Consider the following 23,500-nt stretch of genomic DNA (forward strand, 5'->3'; position numbering starts at 1 on the left):
CCCACACAAAATGTAAAACAAAAAAAGATGGCCTGAGCCATCTTTCTAAAAACGTCTGGGTTGAAAGGGGTTAACGCCCTCCTCCCATACACATTGGACTGTCTGGTGCACCATTTTGCTCACGTTTCCACTCTTCCTCTGTGTAAGTATGGATCGCAAGCGCGTGAATATGATTGTCTAGCTCATCGGCAAGAATTTGATGAACTTGACGGTGACGGCCAATCAATCTCTGACCGGCAAATAAGTCACTCACAACAATGACTTTAAAGTGACTTTCCGAGCCAGGCGGCACATTGTGCATGTAACTTTCGTTGATAACTTTTAAGTAGCTTGGTTGCAGCTCACTATGTAACTTCTTCTCTATGATTTCTTGGATCATATTCTTTCCTCAATGATGCAAATGCCATAAGTATATACCCAACTCCTAAAGAGGTGGAGACTTGATACTCTTTCCATTTTGCGACTTTGTTTCGCGTTAATACTAGCAAAGGTTCAGCCCATTCAGCACTGATGCGTTTAAAGCACGAGCCACAAGCTTGCCACTTTACGCTATTTCGGCGAGTTAAATAGAAAATTTGACAGCTTTTTGTATCTACGTAAGCCATCATTTGCGACAATAATCACTAGTTTATTGAATCAACCTACGTTTACTTATGAAAACCGAATTGAATCTTCACGGTAGAAGCCTCACGCTTCATCGTTTTCCTAAGCGTTCTAACGAAACGCTTCAAGCTTGGGATGCGGGTGATGAGTACCTGATCAATCACGTCGAAGAAATGGCATTACCTGACCATCAAAACATCGTTGTTATCAATGATAACTTTGGTGCCCTCGCTTGCTGGTTTTCTGAAAAACATCATGTCACTTTTATGAGCGATTCTTTCGTCTCTCACAAAGGCGCTCAAAAAAATCTTGAAGACAATCAATGTAATAAAGTGGCATTTCTGACCACAATGGACAGTATTCCTGCGAATACAGATCTTGTGTTAGTCCAGCTACCTAAAAGTAATCGTCATCTTGTTTGGATTTTGAGCCAACTTCGCAAAGTGCTTCCAACCGCTTGCCCTGTGATTGCTGTAAACAAAGCCAAAGAAATCCATACGTCTACATTAAAATTGTTCGAAAAATACCTTGGAGAGACTAAAACGTCACTGGCGTGGAAAAAGCATCGACTGGTCTTTTCTCAGGCCAATGCAGAACCAAGAATTGAAGTAGATCCAATCACGGCTTGGGGTGTCGAAGGAGAACACATTCAGCTTAAAAACCTGCCAAATGTCTATTCAGGAGAAAGCTTAGACTTAGGTGCGCGTTTTATGCTGCAACATATTCCTCAAGACGCCTCAATCAACCACATTATCGATTTGGGATGCGGTAACGGCGTCTTATCGGTAAAAGCAGGTCAACTCAATCCAAATGTAAGACTGACTTGCGTTGATGAAAGCTTCATGGCGCTTGAATCTGCCAAGCAGAACTTATTGGATAACTTAGGCGAAGGTCGCGACATTCAGTGCGTGGCCAATAACTGTTTGGATGAATTCAAACCTGACAGTTGCGATTTAATCATGTGTAACCCACCGTTCCATCAGCAACAAGCCATTACCGATCATATCGCATGGCAAATGTTCTGTGATGCAAAACAAATTTTGAACCAAAATGGCAAGTTACTCGTCATAGGAAACCGTCACCTCGGCTACGATGCCAAGTTGAAACGTCTGTTTGGCGATAAGAATGTGAAACTCATCGCTTCTAACAATAAGTTCGTGATTTTACAGGCAACAAAAAATCCTGCTAAATTAAGCGCAAAACAATAGAGCTCTCCGAGCAAAATGTTTACAAGGAACAATAAAATGAAAAAACTGTTACTCGCGGCTTCGGTTGCATTGCTTGCTGCATGTTCAGCACCACAACAACCGCAACTGAACCTAATGCCTGAAAGCACCTTGAGCACCAATCCTATTGTACAAGGCAAAACATACAGCTTGACCAGCAAAGACGTGCGCGCAGCGCAGTACGTAGCTTTGGTTGATAACGGTCGTTCAAACATTCTACCACTTCATGCGAAACAAAACTTACGCATTGCATTAGAAGAAGCTTTAGAGAAACAGTTCTCATCTCAAGGTTTCCACTCTGATTTAAACAGCAACAACGCAATTGAACTGAATGTTCAAGAAGCGCTAGTGAACGTCAAACATTCCGTGATGGAAAACCAAATGGATGCCAAAGTGATACTAGAGATCACAGCAGAAACACCACAAGGCAAATTGGTGAAAACCTATACAGGTACTGCAAAACGCTCTGGCACTTTAAGCGCTTCAGATTCTGATATTGAAGAAACACTGAATGATGTAGTGACGTTAACGCTTAAAGAAATTGCTAACGACCCAGAGCTTCGTCAGTACATGCAGGAGCGTTTCTAATGTTACGCAAAGCGATTCTTTCTTTAGCATTACTTAGCTGCAGTGTTTGGGCAGGGCCAAAAGTGGCGTTTGAAACAACGTTAGGTTCATTTACCGTCGAGCTGAATGAAGAAAAAGCGCCAATCACAGTGGCTAACTTTCTGAAATATGTAGAAGACGGCAGCTACGAAGGTACGATTTTCCATCGTATTATCCCAGGATTCATGGCACAAGGTGGTGGCTTTAACCAAGACATGCAGATGGTAAAAACATACGCGCCAATCAAAAACGAAGGAAATAATGGTCTGAACAATGACCGCACAACCATCGCAATGGCACGCACTAATGCACCAGACTCTGCAACTCGCCAATTCTTCGTCAACCTCGTCGACAATGACTTCCTAAACTATGGTGCTCGCCCACCGGGTTATGCGGTATTTGGTGAGGTGACTGAAGGATTCGACGTTATCGAAAAAATGGCACAGCAGCCGACCACTACAGTAGGTCGAATGCGTGATGTACCAGAGACGCAAATCGTCATTACTAAAGCAACGCTACTCAAATAGCCAAACCCATAAGCCCTTTGAATATTCGAAGGGCTTTCTCGTTCCATGGCTTCATTTTATTGGATTGATTTATGTCTTCATTACCTTCCATCACTTGGTTGGAAACGGTAAAAAGTTACCTTGATAAGCGACTCATGTGGGTTTTCATGTTGGGCTGTTCTAGCGGCTTTCCATGGGTACTTATCGGCTCAAACATGTCTGGTTGGCTAAAAGACGCCGGCTTGACCCTTTCCGCAATCGGCTATTTTGGTAGTGTCTTTGCGGTCTATGCGATCAACTTTCTGTGGGCTCCCTTGGTCGACCGAGTGAAGTTACCGCTGTTGTATCCTCTGCTTGGACAAAGACGCAGTTGGATCTTTTTCTGTCAAAGCATTGTTCTGGTTGCCACATTATTCATTGCAGGGGTCAATCCTGCGGAAAATCTCATTTTCGCCTCTCTGCTCGCCTTGTGTATTGCAACGGCATCGGCAACACAAGACATCGCCATCGACGCTTTCCGAATTGATACTTTTCCAAAATCGGAAGAATCTAAGTTGCCACAAGCTTCGGCTATGGCAGTCATCGGATGGTGGACAGGCTACTCATTGCCGGGATACTTGGCGTTTGTTAACGCCGATACTATCGGCTGGAACGGAGTGTATTACGGTATGGCAGCCGTTGTCGTGGTACTCATGGTGTTCACTTTGTTAGTGGGCGAACCAGTCACACAACGTGAAAAGCTCCAATCCGAAGCGGAACAAAGACACAAAGAAGTCGTCGGTTCAAAACTTGTGGCGTGGTTTACGGTCACCGTTGTTGAGCCTTTCCTCGATTTCTTCAACCGAAATGGTGTTCGCGTCGCGATAACCCTGTTGCTGTTTGTCTTCTTGTTTAAGATTGGCGAAGCATTCCTGGGCCGCATGTCGATTGCTTTCTACAAAGACATTGGCTTTAGCAACGAACAAATTGGCTACTACTCGAAGTTGATTGGATGGGGAGCCACCATCTTCTTTACTCTCGTTGGCAGTATGTTCAATGTGAAGTTTGGTATCGTGCGCGGTTTGATGATTGGCGGCATTGCTATGTCAGCGAGTAACTTGATGTTTGCTTGGATAGCATCTGTTGGCCCTAACGAGCATCTGTATTTAGCGACCATCATCGTTGATAACTTTACGACGGCATTTTCCACTGTGGCCTTTGTCTCGTTTCTGACTCTATTAACAGGGCAAGCGTTCTCTGCCACTCAATATGCATTGCTTGCGTCGCTAGGAAACTTTGGACGAACCACGCTAGCGTCATTCAGCGGTGAATTGGTTGACTACCTAAATGATTGGAGCACGTTTTTCATTCTCACAGCCGTAATGGTGATCCCAAGCTTGATCATGTTGTATTCACTGCGTCATTACTTTACGGATCTTTTGGAAAAAGCGCGGCATAAGCACTAACAACCGCAAATTTGCGCAAAAGTAAGAATAAAAAAACCACCGCACAATACGGTGGTTTTTTCTATACAAAACGCGGGATTCGAAGCTTACGGGTAAAGCCCTTTGCCGAACAAGTTGAAGATTCGTGCAACACCTTGCGTGAAAATCATTGGCTCAGTGAGTACCGTTAAACACAAACAGTCTTCACCTTCCTGAGTAAAGGGGCTGTGTTTCACTGAGGCATCTCGTATCATCAAGTCGCCTTCTTCATACTGCCCGTCTTCATCGCTAAATCCACCATGCAGAACCAGTGTGGATTCCAACCCTCTGTGCGTGTGTTGTGGGATTTGTACATTTTCGCCGATGTACATCAGGCTCACTCGAGCATCTTCACCCAAATCAATTTGTGCACTAAAAACCTTCCCACCGTAGCTTCGCCACGATCCCACCAAATCAGAAAAGCGCACTAACGTTTTTGGAAGCTCGAAGCTTTTACCTGCGACATTGACGAAAGCTGTATCTTGAATCACCACATTGTCGTTCACAGGTTCTGCGTTAATAATGTCGTTAAACATGTCATCAAACTCATGTGAATACTCTAATGGACTTTCACTCACTGTATTTGCTTGACTTGCTTCTACTTGGTTTACATACGCTCGGCACTTTGCGCACGTCTCTAAATGTGTGGCGACCACAAGACCAGAAACCGCATCAATGCTGCCCGAAGCGTATGCTTCTAACAAGTTGTTATCTGGATGTTTGTTCATAGTTGCTCCGTATGCATTGAGTGCCTTAACTTTTCTACTGCGAGTCTTAACCGAGACTTCACCGTGCCTAGTGGTATGTCAAAAAGTTCCGCTACTTGCTGATGTGGCAGTTCTTCGAGATAAACTGCTTGCAATACGTCTCTCTGATTTTTAGGCAAAATATCAAGAAACTTCACCACCTGTTCCTTCAGCATGTCTTGTTCTGGAGAATAATGATCAACCAGATCTGGCGGATAATATTCCGATGGCCAAATGTCATCAGAATGGATGTGAAGCTCTTTACCCTTTTGTTTTCTGAGTAAGTCAAAACACAAGTTGCGGATAATCGTGTATATCCACGTCGATAATGCACTCTTCTTTCCATCGTAAAGATGAGCTTTTTGCCAGACCGTTGCCATGGTTTCTTGAACCATCTCCATAGCAACTTGCTCATTACCAACGTGCTTGTAGGCAAACTGTTTTAGCTTGGGTGCATAAAAACGGAATACGAACGCAAAAGCCTCTCTATCTTTGGCTTTTACTTTATCCATGTAAGCGTTCCATTCATTTCGCCCCAATTTTTGTGGGCTATCACTCATCATAATCAGCCTTTACTATAGGGAGGCTCTCACCTCCCTTCTTCCTAATCGGTGATGTCATCAACGAGAAGATTGAAGCCACCATTGTTTCCGTCATCAATAGCAACCACTTGGTAGACAACACCATTCATTAAGTCTACTGGTAGCGAATCGATCGCGACCGCGTCAGGGTTGCCTGCGACGGTGACAGTTACGTAGTAAGTGCCTGCCGCAACATACAATCCTTTCGCACTTTCTTTATACGCAAAGTTTGTGATGGTTGGATCACTGCCCTTTATCCCTACTGACGTTGTGAGGTAGATATCCACCACCTCTGCTACTGGGTTGGCTGCCGCATGAGTCACGTTTAAAGTCGCACTGGTTGCCACTGCGCGTCTCATGTCTTCACCATTAAAGACTCTATCGCAATAAAAGGGCTTACAACTCCGACAGCATATACGCTGTCATCTTTCCCGCCATCAACCTTAATCCATCAACATCAATTATCTGATGACTCGTAGTGCCATCGACAAGATGCCCGACTCGAACTTAGCTTGGTTTCCTGTGATTTCAATTATAGAAGAGGAGGAACCATCAAGAACGAGCTGCTTAACTAGTAAAGAGCTACTTGAATCACCAGTATTAATAGCTGCAATGGTCAAATTGGAGTTAGCAGAAAGCGCGACTGCACCCGAATCAAAAACAACGGAGTCGCCCACGATTAATCTAACTTGATAGTCTCCTGCTGGAATGTTCGATTGTGTCAGTGTCTGATGAACCACAAGCGGCTATAAAGCCATTGCCAATATTGCAGCGGCTCTGCTCAGACTCAGCTCAATCCTTTCATATCCTTGCCTCTTTGTTAGTCGGGGCTTCTATGGCTTCTGTCAGAAATTGCAACGCAGGAATACAGTCCTCTGCGCCAACGAGCTGTTCGAACAGATTGCAGTCTAAAGGAAGTAATTCAAGCCAGCGCTGGGTAACCCAAGCTGAGTCATCGTAAAAACGATGCTGGTAAAGGTTTCCAAGTTGCGGAAACTCTTCATAAATATGGGATAATTGCTGGCTTAAATAGAAAAAATCTGGTGAGTTGTCTGGATGTTGCCAATTGTCTAACCATTCGACTTCTGCATGGCGTAAACCGTCCGAGTCCGCACGAACTCGTTTGATAACAAAGCGTTTCTCACCAGCGACTGTAATACCAAGAAGCCCATCACTAAGCGTTTCGAAATCAACCATCTTGACCAAAGTGCCGATCGAAGAAACATTTCCCACCACTTTTGGATCACCATCACTGCCCACAAGGCAAACACCAAACCCAACATTTTGCAGACTACATTCTTTCACCATACGCTTATATCTAGGTTCAAAAATACGCAGATTCATCTTGCCTTCGGGTAGTACAACCGAGGTGAGCGGGAATAACATGACTTCTTTCATTCAAACGTCCTCTTTGGTTCTCCGATTCATACGAACGCCTTATTACTCGGATCACTAACGATTTGTGTTGGTTAATCGACTGGCTTAAAAAGTCATAAAATCGCTTACGCAAACGATCTAAATCACATATTTATTGCAAGCTAATGCAACAAACAAAAAGTTCCGTAAATAAAGATAAGTTCGTGACACGCCTCACTAAAAACGTTCATTTTTGCACCCTTTATCACTTTCATTTGCGATTTTTATCGCTATTATTCCCGCCAATTGGAAAGCGCAGCACAGATTGCGTGTTCTGAATCATTACAAACATAGAGAGTCCCCTTATGCGTAAATCACTTCTAGCTCTTAGCCTTCTAGCGGCTACATCAGCTCCTGTAATGGCTGCTGACTACTCAGACGGCGACATCCACAAGAACGATTACAAGTGGATGCAATTCAACCTAATGGGTGCATTTGACGAACTTCCAGGAGAGTCTTCACACGACTACCTAGAAATGGAATTCGGCGGTCGCTCTGGTATTTTCGATCTTTACGGTTACGTTGACGTATTCAACCTAGCGTCAGACAAAGGCAGCGACAAAGTTGGCGATCCTAAGATCTTCATGAAGTTTGCTCCACGTATGTCTATCGACGGTCTAACTGGTAAAGACCTGTCTTTCGGTCCAGTTCAAGAACTTTACGTTGCAACGCTATTTGAGTGGGATGGTACTGATTACAAAACTAACCCATTCTCAGTAAACAACCAAAAAGTTGGTATCGGTTCTGACGTAATGGTTCCATGGTTTGGTAAAGTAGGTGTTAACCTATACGGTACTTACCAAGGTAACCAAAAAGATTGGAACGGTTTCCAAATCTCGACTAACTGGTTCAAACCATTCTACTTCTTCGAGAACGGTTCTTTCATTTCTTACCAAGGTTACATCGATTACCAATTTGGTATGAAAGAGAAATACTCAAGTGCTAGCAACGGTGGCGCAATGTTCAACGGTATCTACTGGCACTCTGACCGCTTCGCAGTGGGTTACGGTCTAAAAGGCTACAAAGACGTTTACGGTATCAAAGACTCTGACGCACTTAAGTCAACTGGCTTTGGTCACTACGTAGCTGTAACTTACAAATTCTAATAGAACCCATAAGTTCCCCAAAAATGGCGCCAATTGGCGCCATTTTTATTTGCTTTCCTCTCTCCCCTCATTATCCTTGCAGCAAACCTTTTTACTGAGAGCGTTTGGTGAATATTCTCATTTTAGGTCCGGGGGCCATTGGCTCACTGTGGGCAACAAAATTTCAATTGGCAGGACACCAAGTATCAGTGTGGGGCAGAACGTCTGAGCCGCAACACTCTCTTACGCTTGATGACTCACCTGCAATGGAGTTTCCTAACCAACATATTCCCTCTTTACAACAAGCGGATTTGATTTTGATCACGGTGAAAGCGTGGCAAGTGACCACGGCACTCAAACCTCTTATTGAGCACATTCATCGCGATGCCATTGTTATGCTTATGCACAATGGTATGGGTACGGCCGAGCAGGTAGAAGAGATGCTATCCGGAAATCCCGTCGTTATCGCAACCACAACCCATGGTGCTTATAAGCCGAATAAAGAACTCGTAATGCACACGGGGCAAGGCATCACTCAAGTTGGCGGCTTTAATGCATCTGGCGCTCATTGCCAGTTTTTGCAAGATGTTATGCAGCACGCTTTACCAGAAGTGGTTTGGAACCCAAACATCAATGCCGCGTTGTGGACCAAACTCGCCATAAACTGTGCAATCAACCCGCTTACAGCATTGCATCAATGTAAAAATGGCGACCTTGCACACGGTGATTTTCAAGACACCTTGAAAAACATCACGAAAGAACTTGTCGAAGTGATGAATAAGGAAGACATTGCGACGCAGTTCGACGTACTTTTCGAGACCATTATGCAAGTGGTGCGGGCAACGTCTGAGAACTATTCTTCAATGAGGCAAGATGTGTTTCATCAGCGCCCGACCGAAATTGATTTTATCACTGGGTACTTGCTAAAAGCGGCAGAGAAACATCGCATCAATACACCTGAGAATTTAGAACTTTACCAACGCATCAAACAAATAGAACAAAGCTGGACAGAAGAATGAGTAAGAAAATCTTAGTGCCAATCGCTCCGGGCACCGAAGAAATGGAAGCCGTCACCGTTATCGACTTGATGGTTCGCGCGGGTTATGACGTTACAGTTGCAAGTGCTGCATTTGATGGTGCACTGACAATGAAAGCCTCTCGCGGTGTAACACTGACCGCGGATTGCAAGCTGGTTGATATTGCCGATGACGAGTTTGATGCGATTGTTCTTTCTGGTGGTGTTGGCGGAGCAGAAACTTTCCGCGACAGTACCGTCATGATTGAAATCCTCAAACAGCACATGTACGAGGGTAAACTGGTGGCGGCAATTTGTGCAGCTCCTGCTTTGGTTTTGCAACACCACAACCTGTATCCAGATGCGTTGATGACATGTCATCCAAGCTTCCAATCTCATATTCCTGAAGACAAATGGCGAGCTAAACGTGTCACCATGGATGTGAATCACAACCTACTGACAAGTCAGGGACCAGGAACCGCACTTGAGTTCGCAATGGAAATCATTATCAAACTTTCCGGTAAAGAGCATGGATGGATGGTCGCAGAACCGCTAGTCACTATCCCAACACTGCATTATCACGAATTTGGTGAAGAGTAATGTTTGACGTAAACGCTGTACGCGAACAGTTCCCGGCTCTAAATCAAGACGTAAACCAATCGCCTTTGGTTTACCTTGATAGCGCAGCAACAACACAAAAACCGCAGTGCGTCATTGATGTCATCAGCCATTACTATAGCGCGCAAAATGCTAACGTACATCGTGGTAGCCACAGTTTGACAGCAAACGCGACTAGCCAGTTTGAAGCCGCTCGCGAAGCCTTAGCAACGTTTATTGGTGCAAACAGCTCTAAAGAAATCATTTGGACGCGAGGCGCGACCGAAGCACTTAACTTAATTGCACAAACTTACGCTCGCAGCACCTTACAACCGGGCGATGAGATCTTGATTAGCGAGATGGAACACCACGCCAACATCGTGCCGTGGCAAATTGTGGCAGAACAAACTGGCGCGAAAATCGTGAAAGTGCCAATGACACCCGAGTGCCAGTTTGACTTGCAGGCGTTTGAACAGAAGCTCTCTGAGCGATGCAAAATCGTCGCGTGCGCACAAATAACCAACGTGACAGGCACACGCCAACCTATCGAAAAGATCACCGAGCTAGCGCACAGCGTTGGTGCGGTAGTTGTAGTTGATGGCGCACAAGGCATCGTGCACGAGCAGCTAGATTTGTCGGCATCAGATATCGATTTTTACGTTTTCTCAGGTCACAAGCTGTATGCACCAGCAGGTATTGGCGTCCTATACGGCAAACTAGAGTTGTTAGAAGCGATGCCACCATGGCACGGCGGCGGTAAAATGGTTGAACGCGTTTCTTTTGAGAAAACGACCTTTTCTGCACTTCCTGGCAAATTTGAAGCGGGCACACCAAACGTAGCGGGCGCGATTGCTTTAGCGAAAGCCATTGAGTGGTACCAAGGTTTTGACCATCACGAAGTCGAGGATCATCTCCATGCGCTTCAAGATAAGGCCTACCAAGCACTAAACGCGTTGGATGACATCCATATTCTAGGCTATCAACCGAATGCCTCTGTACTGACGTTCGTAATGGACGGCGTTCATCACCAAGACATGGCGACGCTGCTCGATCAACAAGGCATTGCGGTACGAGCAGGACACCATTGCGCTCACCCATTGATGGATGCGCTAAACGTCAAAGGAACGGTACGCGTTTCTTTTGGTATTTATAACACAGCTGAAGATGTGGATAGGCTCATCGCCGCCGTAGAGAAAGCCGTCGACATGTTATAACGCCCACCTTTCGACTTGGAGTAACCAACAAGGTTACTCCATCTGCCTATCCAGAGTCGCCACGCAATTTCTGCCATTTCTTTTCGCAGCATAAAGCGCTTTATCTGCATGCGCATACAAGCGTTTGGTGGTTTCATTTCTGCCTATTTTGACCACGCCTACGCTCACCGTGACCGGAATTTCAATCTTTTCAAATTCAAACTGGCAATTTTGAATATGGGAACGTACTTCCTCTCCCACTTCTTTCGCCGCCGATAGAGAGGTTTCTGGCAGGATAATCGCAAACTCCTCCCCTCCTACTCTTGCAAAAATCTCGTCTTTAACCAACAAGTGAGAAACCAAATCGGCTAATGTTTCTAAGACATAATCTCCCGCATCATGGCCACGTTTATCATTGATAACTTTAAAAAAATCCAAATCAAACAATAATAAAGCAGATTGGTAGTCAGGAGTTTGGGATTTAATGACTTCTTCTGTGAGCTTTTCGAAAAAAACACGTCGATTGTAGATGTTTGTGAGAGCGTCAATTTGGCTTTGGTGGCGAAGAAGGGTTTCGACTCGGTGGCGGTTGGAAATGTTGCGGGTAAGAATGAGAACAACGCGACGACCTTGATAGTTTATAGTGAGCGGACAGATTTTCCCTTCGTAATAGAGGTCGCCTTTTGGCCCACTGTTCGCATCTATTCCCTGAATGCTGTCGGCACACATCTTGTACTCGATCGTCACAATACTGTCTTGATTGAGTGACCGATTGATCTGTTCGATAAACCAGTCGGCTTGCTCTTTCTCAAGTACACTGTGCAGCGTCTTACCTATCAAATTGCTTCCATCGTGATAGGCTTTTTTGTCTGTTCCTCCAAAAACATCAATATAGATACCATCTTCACTCAAAATAAAAGTGGGGTCAGGCATTCCGGATAACACGTCTTGCGCATGTTCCAAGGTGAATTGCATACAGGGAGGTTCCTAGCGTTTGTATCTAAGTAACCCAATCGCCTCCAAATGTGTTTCAACATTGGGGAATAGAAGCGAATGGGGCATATGTCTATTATCTAATATAGACAAATTTTAAATACAATTGAGTCTATAAAAACCAAGTGGGCAATATAATGAATCTGGATCAATAGAAAGGTCAATTAAAGTCAAAATAGTCGACTATTTGCATATTTTTTATTCACACGCAAAAAACGTCTCAACTCAGATACAAAAAACGCCAAACAGCTAAGCTATTCGGCGTTTTTTAAAAATTGGGGAAATGGCTCATTACACGGCAGTGTGCTTAATCTGCTCAACAATAGCTTTCAGGCCATTACCACGTGATGGGCTTAAATGCGCGATGAGTCCCAGCTGCTCAAAATAATCATCAATATCAAACGCTTGAATTTGATCGGCCGTTTTACCGTCATAAGCCGCCATCACCAACGCAATTAATCCCCGTACAATACGCGCATCGGAGTCTGCACAAAAATGCCACACGCCATTTTGCGCTTGGCTCACTAACCACACCAAGCTTTCGCAACCTGATACTGTAACTTGTTCTGATTTCAGCTCTTCTGGCATTTGTGGCAGCTTTTTACCCCACTGAATGACCTGACGGTAACGATCTTCCCAGCCTTTAAATTGCTGCATCGTTGCGACAATATCTTCGCTGGTGATTTCTGTTCCAAATGGAGATGCAGGAAAATCGATCATAATGTGCCCTTCTGTTTGATGCTTTTTGGCTGAACTACTTCTTGTGTTTTTGAATCAGCTTCTCAACGATTCGCGATACCGCAACAAAGCCAAACGTCGCGGTTACGACAGTTGCCGCACCAAATCCGCTAGCACAATCCATACGTTTTGGACCGTCCGCTGTCGACTTCACACCACACACTGAACCGTCTGCTTGAGGATACTTCAGCTGCTCGGTTGAAAACACGCAATCAATACCAAACTTACGAGCCGGATTCTTAGGGAAGTTATGATGACGACGTAAAGTGTCTTTGATTTTCTTCGCTAAAGGATCTTGAATCGTTTTCGTTAAATCAGCGACCATGATCTGCGTTGGATCGACCTGACCACCAGCGCCACCCGTGGTGATCACTTTGATCTTGTTGCTGCGGCAATACGCCAGCAAAGACGCCTTCGCTTTTACGCTATCAATCGCATCCAACACGTAATCAAACTCTTTACTTAAGTACTCATGTTGATTGTCTGGCGTAATGAAATCATCAATCAGATTAACTTTACACTCCGGGTTGATCAACTTGACGCGCTCAGCCATCACTTCAATTTTGCTTTGACCAACGGTACCCGTCATCGCATGAATTTGGCGGTTAATGTTCGTGACACAAACATCGTCCATATCAATTAGAGTCAGCTCACCGATCCCCGTACGAGCCAGCGCTTCCACCGCCCATGAACCGACACCACCAATACCAATCACACAAACGTGTGCAGCGCGAAGAATGTCCACTTCACTATTGCCGTAAAGACGGCGTGTGCCGCCAAAGCGTTGGTTGTAACTGTCAGATGCAGGGGTATCGAGTTCACGCATATTGAAGTCCAGATGATCGATAGAAAAACAAAGAGTGCGATTTATACGCACTCTTTGATGAAATGTCTAGATAAGAGGGGGTTCCTCTTTCTTGGATGGCTATTGTAGCTTTTCTGGCGGTAAAGCCCAAGGCGCTTGAGTTGGTGAGTTTTCCAGCCCAAGTTTCCACACTCGACCAAAATGCTTGTAATGCCCAGCTTCTGTCCCTGCTCTAGCACCAATGCCATGATACAGATCCAAATGGTTTTGTTTTACCGCACCACCTGTGTCTAACACGATCAGCATTCGCAGTTGGTGAGCGCCGCTCCAAGTACCATCGGCATTCAACAACGGCACTTCCGCCAAGATTGGCGTGCCCATTGGTAAGATAGAACGATCGCCCGCGACAGCGGCCATTGGCAACAACGGAATACCAGCCGAGCCTGTTACAGGCGCTTCCGCTTTTGGTGCAAAGAAAACGTAAGAAGGATTTTGCTCCAACAGCTCGCGCACTGTTGCATCGTCGTTGTCCATCACCCACTCTTTAATCGCTTTGAGGGACATTTTTTCACGCGGCACTTCACCACGTTCAATCAAAATGCGGCCAATGCTGACGTAAGCTTTGTTGTTTTTCCCTGCGTACGCAAAGTACTCCAACGTATCATCATCTTCAAAATGCACATAGCCACTGCCCTGCACTTCCATCATAAACGGGTCAATACGATTTGGCGCATAACCAAGCACTAAACCTTGGCCATCTAATGCCCCATTGTAGATCTCCGCGCGAGTCGGACAATCTGATGTGCAGTTCGGCTTACCGTAAACTGGGTACTTAAAAATGTCGTTTGGTGTATGACGAAGCTCCATCACGGGAGAAAAGTATCCGGTAAACAACACATTACCTTTTTTATCACCACCACCCAATTGCGCAGCTTGAATGCCAAACGCACTCAACGCGCTGGTGTCTCCGCTTTGCTGCGCCCACTCACTCAGTCTTTGGTAAAGCGGTTGGTAAATCTTCGCCATGGATGGTGACTTCATCACCACTTGCTCAGCTTGCTTATTAAACTCAGTAAAATCGCGTGGTTTGTTGGACTCAACTACATCCACTTTATTTAGGATCTGAGGGAACTCACCATCGAGATATTGCTGAGCGCGATCATTTTGTTGAGCACAACCAAATAGCAGACTCAAAGAAATAATAGGAAGGAGTTTTTTTAACACGTGATTTTTCCGTAAAAAAGAATAGCAAAAGGATGGCAAACAAATGCAAACGACGCAATTGAAAAGCGACGACAAAATGTTTCAACACTAAGCCAATCCGTTTACTTGTTGTTAAATCATCCATTTCGGGACGAACAACATGATAACAGGAGAATATTTACGAAATTGTCCAGACAATGTCTGAACTGATGTGGATATCAAAAAGATAGGAATGTTGAGCACTCGCGCAATGGCGAATGCTCAAATAGAAAACACAGTATTTAACGAACAGCGATGCCAGCGTGCCCTTCAAGACGAAAGACCGGAAGATAGTGCGCCCGCGCATCCAACTTCATTTCTGTATGTTGTTTTCCGACAAAATCAAAATGGCGCACGGTCGAACCGACTTTGTATGAGAACGAATCGCCATCAAACTCAAAATCGGTTGCAATGGTCGAGCCATTAACGGTCACGCCCCTTTCACTAAGCACAAACTCTTCCCTCGAGTAAGGCGCTACATCTTGCTCAACCCAGCGGCCATAAATTATTGATTTAGAAATGGGAGGGTTAATGTACCGAGTGATCAAATCGCCATACAGCATACAAACAATGACCGTACCCAGCACTGCCATTAGCATGAGAGAACGTTCCGCCCACTTGCGAAGTGACGATTTTGTGGATGAATTAGACTCGTTTTGAGCAGTGATCGCAGCATTCTTATTTACAACTGAAGACATGAGGTTCACTTATTTGAAATAGACGCGCGTATTGTAACCTCCATAACCAAACTGGACAAAGCACCGTACTCCAGATGTTTGTGCTTTATTCCAAAAAATTGCCTTGCCATCAATTGAATAAAAAGACATCATTTAAGCATAAATAAACACAAGGAATGGCTGTAGTGAAAATTCGTAGTACCGCTCTCGTAAAAGGATTCCGCCAATCAACCCCTTACGTCAACGCTCACCGTGGGAAGACCATGGTGATCATGCTGGGAGGTGAAGCGGTCGCTCATAATAATTTTGGCAATATAATCAATGATATTGCTTTGATGCACAGTTTAGGCATCAAAGTCGTTGTCGTTTATGGCGCTCGTCCACAAATCAATCAATTACTTGAAAAACAAGACCTTACTACGCCATACCACAAAAACATCCGAATTACCGACGAAGCGGCACTATCGGTAGTTATGCAAGCTGCTGGGCAGCTTCAACTAGCCATTACCGCACGCCTTTCAATGAGCTTAAACAACACCCCAATGGCTGGCACACAACTGAATGTAGTCAGTGGCAACTTTGTCATTGCACAGCCACTTGGCGTAGATGACGGTGTCGATTACTGCCACAGTGGACGCATTCGCCGCATTGACACCGACGCGATTAATCGTACGCTCGACCAAGGCTCTATTGTGCTACTTGGCCCCATTGCGAGCTCCGTGACAGGCGAATGTTTTAACTTGCTTTCTGAAGAAGTCGCGACGCAACTGGCGATCAAATTAGGCGCAGACAAACTGATTGGTTTCTGCTCTGAACAAGGCGTGATTGACGACAATGGCAATGCCGTCGCAGAGTTGCTGCCTATCGAGGCAGAGCACGTTATCAAAACGCTTTCAGAAAACCACGCTTCAGATTCCGATTACAACGCGGGCACTTTGCGTTTCCTCAAAGGTTCCATCGCCGCTTGTCGCGCTGGCGTCCCACGTAGCCATCTCATCAGCTACAAAGTAGATGGGGCTTTGATTCAGGAGTTGTTCTCGTTTGACGGTATCGGAACTCAAGTCGTCATGGCGAGCGCAGAGCAAGTTCGTCAAGCTGGTATTGATGACATCGGCGGCATTTTGGAATTGATTCATCCATTGGAAGAACAAGGCATTTTGGTCAGGCGTTCGAGAGAACAGCTAGAGCAAGAGATTGGTAAATTCACCATCATTGAAAAAGATGGCTTAATCATCGGATGCGCAGCTTTATACCCATATTCTGAAGAACGAAAAGCTGAAATGGCCTGTGTTGCTATTCACCCAGACTATCGGGATGGCAACCGAGGTTTGTTGCTGCTGAACTACATGAAGCATCGTTCAAAATCAGAAAACATCAACCAGATTTTTGTCCTTACCACCCACAGTCTACATTGGTTTAGAGAGCAAGGATTCTACGAAGTTGGAGTCGATTACTTGCCAGGAGCCAAACAAGGGCTGTACAACTTTCAGCGTAAGTCCAAAATCTTAGCGTTAGACTTATAAACAAACTCAACATGATTAACAGATGCGTTCTGAATCCTCAATCCGAGGTTTGGAACGCCATGCTCCGACTCTCTCAACAATAAAGCCATGAATCATAAGCAGTAATACCATTAATTTAGATATGCAAAGCATTACATTGATTTTAGTTCCATTTTTACCTTTTCAATATACACACTGTTGGCTATACTCTGCGCGCTAGTGATTGGTTTTTAACCAATGCAAATGGATCTAGGTGATGATACGTAGCCTTCACCCTAAAATGCTGGGCAGTCGATAACTAGTTAGCCCGCATTGCACACCAAGGACAGTTGTTAATCTGACTTTCAATAAGCCGAGACGAGCACTGTTATGAGAACAATCATTTGTAATTCGCTTCAAAGTTTCTGGGATATGGCTGACAATCAGTTTTTAGAAGGCCTAGATGTTCACTGTGTTTTTCCGGTGAATGACGCCATTCGAGACTTTATCCTTACTTACCAACAGCAATACAAAATACGCAGCGTGTCTTTTACCGATGCCTTTGCACAACGTACATAAAAGAAGACCGAGCCATAAGCTCGGTGTCTTCTTGTTTTAGTTAGTAAGCCGCTGTACTAATCCACTCGCGCGAGTAGTTTTCACTTTAATGCCTCGCTTCAGAACATTGAGCTCGGCATAAAGAGCTAAACGCTTCTTCGCGCGGGTAATGCCTGTGTAAATCAACTCACGGGTTAATATCGGGCTAAAGTCTGGGGGCAAAATCATCAGGGTGTAATCAAATTCACTACCTTGCGATTTATGGATGGTCATGGCGTAAGCCGTTTCATGTTCAGGTACTCGGCTCGGTAAGACCGATTTCACACTGCCGTCAGGTAACTCAAAAAAGACTTTCAAACGCGGTTCTTCTTCAGTGTCATCTCGCATGCAAATACCAATATCACCGTTATACAAACCTAAACCGTGATCATTACGCGTAACCATGACGGGTCTGCCGTGATACCAAATTTCATCCTGAACTTGAATGAACTTGCGCGCCGCGAGCGCTTTCTCGATGCGCTGGTTTAGCCCAGCCACACCAAAGTCACCTTCACGGATCGCGCACAGCAGTCGGCATTGGTTGAAAGTATCTAACACCGCTTTGGCTTTGTGCGTTAGCGACTCTGGCTCTCCGGTTTTAGGATCAGTTTCCTGTTGTCCAATGCGTTTGAGGTAACGACCGTATTCCTGCACCAACGTCTGCATCATTTGGTTGTAATGTTGACTACTTAGTGCGAAATGTTCGATATCGGAAAAGTCACGCGCCCAGACGCTATCTACGCTCGCAGCAGAACCTGAGTTAACCGCTTTTGCCAACTGACCAATGCCTGAGCGAGCGTCAAATCGGTAGCTCTTTTGCAGCATACATAAGCTATCGGCAATGCTGGAGGCACTGTTCCCCGTATGGGCTAAAGTATCGAAACCTGTCAGTTTTGCGATGGCTGACGCCTGCTCTTTGCCATAACCCAATGCATGGAACGAACAGATATCACCCAACACAGCCCCTGCTTCAACTGAGGCAAGTTGGTCTTTATCACCTAACAAAATCAGCCGCGCATGCTTCGGTAAGGCATCGACCACTTTGTACATCATTGGTAAATCAACCATCGACGCTTCGTCGATAACCAAAATATCCAAATGCAGTGGATTTTGCTTGTTGTGACGAAATTCTGCGCTATTAGGAATCGCGCCCAGCAACCTATGTAAGGTACTCGATTCAGTCGGAATTTTGGCTTTTAGCTCCGGAGAAACTGGCAGTTCTTGCACTGCTTTACCAATGGACTCGGTTAATCGCGCCGCCGCTTTCCCCGTTGGGGCCACCAGCTTGATGGTTAGATTTTTCTCGTGCGTCGCCTGTTCAATTAAAGCAGCAAGCAATTTGGTTACTGTCGTCGTTTTACCCGTACCTGGGCCACCAGAAATCACAGCAAATCGACGAGTTAACGCAACCGCCGCCGCGACTTTTTGCCAGTTCACACAAGCTGAGAGTGGTACGAGTTCATCCAGTGTTTGCAAATCTTGAACTTTGCGCGCATTGCTAAGCACGGAATCAATGGCGTACCAATCCAACGATTCGCTTGCGACCACATCAAGGTGGTCACACACCAATTGCTGACGCAACACTTGGTTGCTGCTTCCCGCTTCTACTGCTTTGCCTAACGCGTTAAATAGAAAATGGTATTGGCGCGCAAACAAATGGTTGAGCAACTCGGATAATCGCGCAAACTCTTGTGGTTGCAAGTTAACTGCGGCGCCCAACTGATTGAGCTTTTCCGCCAGTGTCACTTCATAATGCCAATAGCGGTGCAGATACAGACGCTCGCCATCGAACATCAGCGGTAAGGCTTCTCCTTGCGCGCCGACCACGGTGGAATTTTTTAATACTTGAATCCAGTCTATGCCTTGCAACTGTGTGTTGAGCGCCAATGCCGACTCACCAAACAGCCCTAGCTTACTGGCTAAATCCGTAGATTGCCCTTGTGCATCGAACAGAGACAGACAGATATGTCCTTTGCCAAGCTCACTACTGACAACACCAGCGATAAACGCCAATGCTTGACTGTCCGACTGTTCATCATGCGTTTGAGAATCAATAAAACAGGCGAATTGGTAGTCGAGCTGACGAATAGCACCTTTGTGCGCCAAGCGTTCCAACACTGCCAATAGGCTATCTTGGTCAGAATGAAGATTGTGATTTGTCGTCATTAAAGTAGCTCCATCTGCCCGGCTTGAGTTGAGCGCGTTTCAAGTACTTGACCATCAATCAAACGATCCATCTCTTGTAAGAACTCTAAGGTTGGTTTCGCGGCAAAAATGCCGTGGTCACTCTGCCCATCCATGCCGCGCAAGAACAAGTAATACACGCCACCGAAGTGCTGCTCATATTGATAATTCGCCAATCGGCTGCGTAGGAAACGATGCAGTGCTAACGCATAAATCTGGTACTGCAAATCGTAGCGGTGATCAGCCATCGCCGATTTCAGAGCCTCACCATGGTAGTGCGTCACATCGTCGCCAAGATGATTCGATTTCCAGTCAAGCACGTAGTATTTACCTTGATGTTCAAACACCAAGTCGATAAAACCTTTGAGCATACCTTGCACGGTTTGGAAACCTAAATCCCCCGCTTTCGCCGACAACGGATCGTGACGTTGAATGACTCGGTTTAACGCCGGTGCAGACAACACTTCAATCGGCAACAAAAATTCCATCTCCACCAAACGTTGCGACGGTGCTTTTTGATTCAGCAGCAAAGACTTACCATCCAACGGAGTTGCGAGTACGGTATCAATCAATTGCTGTAAAATGGGCAACCACTCTTCATCGAGCTGTTCGCTTTCCATCAAGCCAAGGATGATTTGTGTATTCTCTTCCGTCGTGGCTGGCTGAGTAAATTCAATTTCCTCAAACAGGCTGTGCAGGAACGTACCCGGACGCGCACCGCGAGGGAAGGTAAAAATAGAACGCTCTGGCTCCACCAAATCCGCTTCGTCTTGCTCTTCAGATGAGTCGATATCAAAGCCCGTAATCTCAATCGTGGCATCATGCTCGGCGTGATGAGAGCCTTGCTTGACCAAGCCAGAATAACTGGTGATGCGCCAGTTTCTGTCGATAGGGTTTTGCAGCTCTTTCGCGCTAAGATCGTGTATTTCTTCTTGTGGCGCTACGTAGTTGTCTTCGAGTTGCTGCGGCGGATCGGCCACAACGACACAATCAAGCTCGTCTTGTTGCTTTGTTAAACCTTGGTGCAAATCGTTAATGCCACCTTCTTGACCATTCTGAATCAAATAGCCAATCGCACTGCGGTGTACGCCAGTTGGCTCTTTGGTCGAACAACCATTGCGCAAAGGCGAGGCTCCAATAAAACACGCATACACAGCACGCGTTAGTGCCACGTATATCAAGCGTAAGTCTTCCGCCAAACGCTCTTTATCCGCTTGCTTCATGGACGCATCGTTGCCAGTGATATCCAGTACCGTGCGGTCACTGGCTGCATCGTAATATTTGGCTTCGCTGGCTTCTCGATAGCTGAACACAAACGGCAGAAATACGAGGTCATACTCCAAGCCTTTTGATTTGTGAATAGTTACGATCTGCACTAAGTTACGTTCCGATTCTAAACGTTGGATTTGGTCATCACTGCCACCCAAACCGTTTTCCGCATCACTGATAGACTGAGCGAGCCAACGCAGCAGACCGTGATCGCTATCCAGTTCATTACTGGCTTGTTGAAGCAGTTCACCGATGTGCATTAAATCGGTAAGTACTCGCTCACCATTTTCACCCTGTGAGCTTGCACCCTCTTCTAGTAATCGCTCAGCAATATGGCGTTTGCTGATCACTGCGCGCAACATCGGCAGCACACCACGCTGAACCCAAAGTTTGCGATACTCTTTGAATTCGTTAACAGCGTTTTCCCACACGACTTCATCGTTATTAAGCGCATCCAAACTTGCTGCATCGAGGGCAAACAGCTCAGAGGCAAGACTTGCACGCAGCGCACGATCATTTTCTGGAGTCAGCACCGCTTGCAGCAAACGCTGTAGATCCTGCGCCACCGAACTGGTAAACACACTGTCTCGGTTAGACAGGTACACGCTGGCAATGCCTTGATCAGCCAACGCTTGTTTGATCATTCGACCTTCACTACCTGTTCGAACCAACACCGCGATATCGCCCGCTTGAACCGCTTTCTGTTTTTCGCCATTCACCAGACACGCTTGCCCCTGTTGAGCCTGCGTCAAAATAGTTTGGATTTGGCTTGCGGTCGCCTCTGCCATTCGAGTCAAATACTCGCCTTTTGGTAGCGGTTTATCGTCCGCTTCTTGCAACCAATAAGTCAGCGCCGGTTGCTTTTGGCCACCCATAGTCCAAATGCGTTTTTCGGCATTGGGACTGTACCTAACGGGTAAGAACGGAATATCCGAATCATAGATAAATGGACTGTCTGGCAAAGCAAATACTTGGTTTACCGCCTGCACCATATCTGCGCTAGAACGCCAGTTGGTTCCTAACGTGTAGTGGGCACTTACTTGGTTACGCGCTTTGATATAGGTGAAAATGTCTGCGCCACGAAAGCCATAAATCGCCTGCTTGGGGTCCCCGATCATAAACAAACCACATTCCGGATTATTCAGATAAATACGGCTGAAAATACTGTATTGAAGCGGGTCGGTATCTTGGAACTCGTCAATCATTGCGACAGGATACAAAGTACGAATACGCGCCGCTAAAAGCTCGCTTTCGTCCGTATCGATAGAAGCAGAAAGTTGCGTCAGCAAATCATCGAAAGAGAGCCACTGTTTTTGATTTTTCGCATTGGCCAGCATCACACGACAATGCTCAATCGCATGAGCAAGCAGTGGCGCTTTTAAGCTGATTGGGTTAGCAAGAAATGTTTCAATGGCTTCAAATACCGCGTGCTGCGGCGCACTGCCTTTCGGTGTTTTTTCCAACAAGACGTTTTGCGCGAATTTCTCCAGCTTGTCTGGATAATCGTAACCTGTGGTTTCCGTTGCCGCCCAAGCATTAACCGCCTCCAACCACGTCGGCAGAGACTTTTTGGTGTAGCTGCGTTTGTTAATATCTGAATCTGAAATCAGCGTGAAGAAGTCATCTTGGCTTTCTCGCCACTGTGCTTTTAATTCATCAATTTTTTTCAGATTTTCAGTATGAAGATCAGCCAAACTGCCTTTCATTGCAGGAACAGAAAGGATTAACGGCGCACCGGTTAAGTAATTGCTGATGTCAGACAACAACGCAGATGGAGAGCTCCATAGCTGGCGGATTTCTCCCGCCAAAGTAAATGGCAATGGGTAGAAATTGCGGCGCCAGTAATCGGCTACAACTTGCGCTTTTAGGTGGCTTTCATCGGTCACAAACTCGTTATTAAATCGGCTGCCAGATTCAAACGCATTTTGCGTTAGCATACGTTGGCAAAAACCGTGAATCGTGTAGACCGCCGCCTCGTCCATCTGACGCTCTGCCTGCAATAAAATTTCTGCGGCTTGCTTGTGATCGTCAAACTCATTAAGCAAAGGTTGGATCACCGGATCGGAACTCTGTCCACGCGCAAAAGCGATTCGCGCATCATGGATTCTTGCCCTGATACGATCGCGCAATTCCGCAGTTGCCGCTTCGGTAAAGGTTACGACCAGAATTTGGTCGACCGTAAGCGGTACGCGATGTCGAGTTTCCGCGCTGCCGTGACCAAGCAAAAGGCGCAGATATAAACCTGCAATAGTGAAGGTTTTACCTGTACCTGCTGATGCCTCGATTAACCTCGCACCGTGCAGAGGAAACGTCATCGGTTCTAGTGGCGTTGGTTGAGGTTGCTCTGTGCGGTCTAACGTATGTAGAGGGCACTCTGCACCTGACATTTGATCCATAACGCTGAATCTCTCCGGATTATTTACTAGGACGTATCACCTAATAAATGTGATCTATAGTTAAAAATTCTATTAATATGT

General features: G+C 45.7%; 21 protein-coding genes and 1 pseudogene. 10 read left to right on the forward strand and 12 right to left on the reverse strand.

What is annotated here, in order from left to right; genetic code table 11:
* Nucleotides 1-70: 70 nt before the first annotated feature.
* Nucleotides 71-379, reverse strand: coding sequence for a transcriptional regulator BolA (gene bolA, locus OU793_RS00345; protein WP_005456570.1), 309 nt, complete (start codon nt 377-379; stop codon nt 71-73).
* 274 nt (nt 380-653) lie between these two features.
* On the opposite strand from bolA, the gene OU793_RS00350 reads away from it, so the two are divergent.
* The 4 genes from OU793_RS00350 (at nt 654) to OU793_RS00365 (ending at nt 4,386) form a co-directional block, all read left to right on the forward strand.
* The gene (locus OU793_RS00350) at nt 654-1,811 is read left to right on the forward strand and encodes a methyltransferase (RefSeq protein ID WP_140103632.1); all 1,158 of its coding nucleotides are present in this window, start codon (nt 654-656) and stop codon (nt 1,809-1,811) included.
* Between the two features lie 36 nt (nt 1,812-1,847).
* Complete coding sequence (locus OU793_RS00355; protein WP_005456550.1) at nt 1,848-2,417, forward strand: YajG family lipoprotein; 570 nt, start codon at nt 1,848-1,850, stop codon at nt 2,415-2,417.
* Complete coding sequence (locus OU793_RS00360; protein ID WP_025541591.1) at nt 2,417-2,962, forward strand: peptidylprolyl isomerase; 546 nt, start codon at nt 2,417-2,419, stop codon at nt 2,960-2,962. Before OU793_RS00355 ends, OU793_RS00360 begins: the two co-directional genes overlap by 1 nt.
* Nucleotides 2,963-3,033: 71 nt before the next feature.
* Nucleotides 3,034-4,386, forward strand: coding sequence for an MFS transporter (locus tag OU793_RS00365; protein ID WP_005456555.1), 1,353 nt, complete (start codon nt 3,034-3,036; stop codon nt 4,384-4,386).
* Nucleotides 4,387-4,472: 86 nt separating this feature from the next.
* Here the strand turns inward: OU793_RS00365 and OU793_RS00370 are convergent, their stop codons facing one another.
* The 4 genes and pseudogenes from OU793_RS00370 to OU793_RS00385 form a co-directional block, all read right to left on the reverse strand.
* The gene (locus tag OU793_RS00370) at nt 4,473-5,132 is read right to left on the reverse strand and encodes a ChrR family anti-sigma-E factor (RefSeq protein ID WP_021822483.1); all 660 of its coding nucleotides are present in this window, start codon (nt 5,130-5,132) and stop codon (nt 4,473-4,475) included.
* A complete protein-coding gene (locus OU793_RS00375) occupies nt 5,129-5,713 on the reverse strand; it encodes an RNA polymerase sigma factor (protein WP_005456530.1) in 585 nt (194 codons plus the stop codon). The genes OU793_RS00370 and OU793_RS00375 overlap by 4 nt, the downstream gene beginning before the upstream one ends.
* A 41-nt stretch (nt 5,714-5,754) precedes the next feature.
* Nucleotides 5,755-6,444, reverse strand: a pseudogene (locus OU793_RS00380) (2-dehydropantoate 2-reductase); the annotation flags it as partial.
* An 88-nt stretch (nt 6,445-6,532) separates the two neighbouring features.
* Entirely contained in the window at nt 6,533-7,129 is a 597-nt protein-coding gene (locus OU793_RS00385; protein WP_015297181.1) for an LON peptidase substrate-binding domain-containing protein, read from the reverse strand.
* 323 nt (nt 7,130-7,452) lie between these two features.
* On the opposite strand from OU793_RS00385, the gene OU793_RS00390 reads away from it, so the two are divergent.
* The 4 genes from OU793_RS00390 to csdA all read left to right on the forward strand — a co-directional run bounded on the left by OU793_RS00390 (nt 7,453) and on the right by csdA (nt 11,058).
* A complete protein-coding gene (locus OU793_RS00390; RefSeq protein WP_015297182.1) occupies nt 7,453-8,253 on the forward strand; it encodes an outer membrane protein OmpK in 801 nt (266 codons plus the stop codon).
* Nucleotides 8,254-8,360: 107 nt separating this feature from the next.
* Nucleotides 8,361-9,251 carry a 2-dehydropantoate 2-reductase gene (gene panE / locus OU793_RS00395; protein ID WP_031827692.1) on the forward strand — a complete coding sequence of 297 codons (891 nt, stop codon included), beginning with the start codon at nt 8,361-8,363 and terminating at the stop codon, nt 9,249-9,251.
* Nucleotides 9,248-9,847, forward strand: a complete 600-nt coding sequence (locus OU793_RS00400) for a DJ-1 family glyoxalase III (protein WP_005456692.1) — start codon at nt 9,248-9,250, stop codon at nt 9,845-9,847. The genes panE and OU793_RS00400 overlap by 4 nt, the downstream gene beginning before the upstream one ends.
* Nucleotides 9,847-11,058: a cysteine desulfurase CsdA gene (gene csdA / locus OU793_RS00405; RefSeq protein WP_077283292.1), complete on the forward strand. Its 1,212-nt coding sequence runs from the start codon at nt 9,847-9,849 to the stop codon at nt 11,056-11,058. Before OU793_RS00400 ends, csdA begins: the two co-directional genes overlap by 1 nt.
* Before the next feature lie 33 nt (nt 11,059-11,091).
* Here csdA and OU793_RS00410 read toward each other — a convergent pair whose 3' ends face one another.
* From OU793_RS00410 to OU793_RS00430, 5 genes are all read right to left on the reverse strand, one after another.
* Nucleotides 11,092-12,012: a sensor domain-containing diguanylate cyclase gene (locus OU793_RS00410; RefSeq protein WP_005456666.1), complete on the reverse strand. Its 921-nt coding sequence runs from the start codon at nt 12,010-12,012 to the stop codon at nt 11,092-11,094.
* Between the two features lie 309 nt (nt 12,013-12,321).
* Nucleotides 12,322-12,750 carry a cysteine desulfurase sulfur acceptor subunit CsdE gene (gene csdE, locus OU793_RS00415; RefSeq protein ID WP_005482295.1) on the reverse strand — a complete coding sequence of 143 codons (429 nt, stop codon included), beginning with the start codon at nt 12,748-12,750 and terminating at the stop codon, nt 12,322-12,324.
* A 34-nt stretch (nt 12,751-12,784) separates the two neighbouring features.
* Nucleotides 12,785-13,594 (reverse strand): tRNA cyclic N6-threonylcarbamoyladenosine(37) synthase TcdA, encoded by an 810-nt coding sequence (gene tcdA / locus OU793_RS00420; protein WP_005494185.1) that lies wholly within the window; start codon nt 13,592-13,594, stop codon nt 12,785-12,787.
* A 99-nt stretch (nt 13,595-13,693) separates the two neighbouring features.
* A complete protein-coding gene (gene mltA / locus OU793_RS00425) occupies nt 13,694-14,797 on the reverse strand; it encodes a murein transglycosylase A (protein ID WP_005456533.1) in 1,104 nt (367 codons plus the stop codon).
* A 260-nt stretch (nt 14,798-15,057) separates the two neighbouring features.
* Nucleotides 15,058-15,513: a DUF2850 domain-containing protein gene (locus tag OU793_RS00430; protein WP_005456510.1), complete on the reverse strand. Its 456-nt coding sequence runs from the start codon at nt 15,511-15,513 to the stop codon at nt 15,058-15,060.
* A gap of 164 nt (nt 15,514-15,677) precedes the next feature.
* Between OU793_RS00430 and argA the strand changes: the two genes are divergently transcribed.
* Together argA and OU793_RS00440 are read left to right on the forward strand one after the other, a co-directional pair.
* Nucleotides 15,678-17,015 (forward strand): amino-acid N-acetyltransferase, encoded by a 1,338-nt coding sequence (gene argA / locus OU793_RS00435; protein WP_140103630.1) that lies wholly within the window; start codon nt 15,678-15,680, stop codon nt 17,013-17,015.
* 348 nt (nt 17,016-17,363) lie between these two features.
* Nucleotides 17,364-17,552 carry a hypothetical protein gene (locus tag OU793_RS00440; protein ID WP_011106047.1) on the forward strand — a complete coding sequence of 63 codons (189 nt, stop codon included), beginning with the start codon at nt 17,364-17,366 and terminating at the stop codon, nt 17,550-17,552.
* 36 nt (nt 17,553-17,588) lie between these two features.
* On the opposite strand, the gene recD is transcribed toward OU793_RS00440, so the two are convergent.
* Nucleotides 17,589-19,736, reverse strand: coding sequence for an exodeoxyribonuclease V subunit alpha (gene recD / locus OU793_RS00445; protein ID WP_140103629.1), 2,148 nt, complete (start codon nt 19,734-19,736; stop codon nt 17,589-17,591).
* On the reverse strand, nt 19,736-23,410 hold the full coding sequence (gene recB, locus OU793_RS00450; RefSeq protein ID WP_193237423.1) for an exodeoxyribonuclease V subunit beta: 3,675 nt from the start codon (nt 23,408-23,410) through the stop codon (nt 19,736-19,738). Before recB ends, recD begins: the two co-directional genes overlap by 1 nt.
* Nucleotides 23,411-23,500: the final 90 nt, after the last annotated feature.

The sequence above is a fragment of the Vibrio sp. VP6 genome (assembly GCF_028823755.1).
GTDB lineage: Bacteria > Pseudomonadota > Gammaproteobacteria > Enterobacterales > Vibrionaceae > Vibrio > Vibrio parahaemolyticus.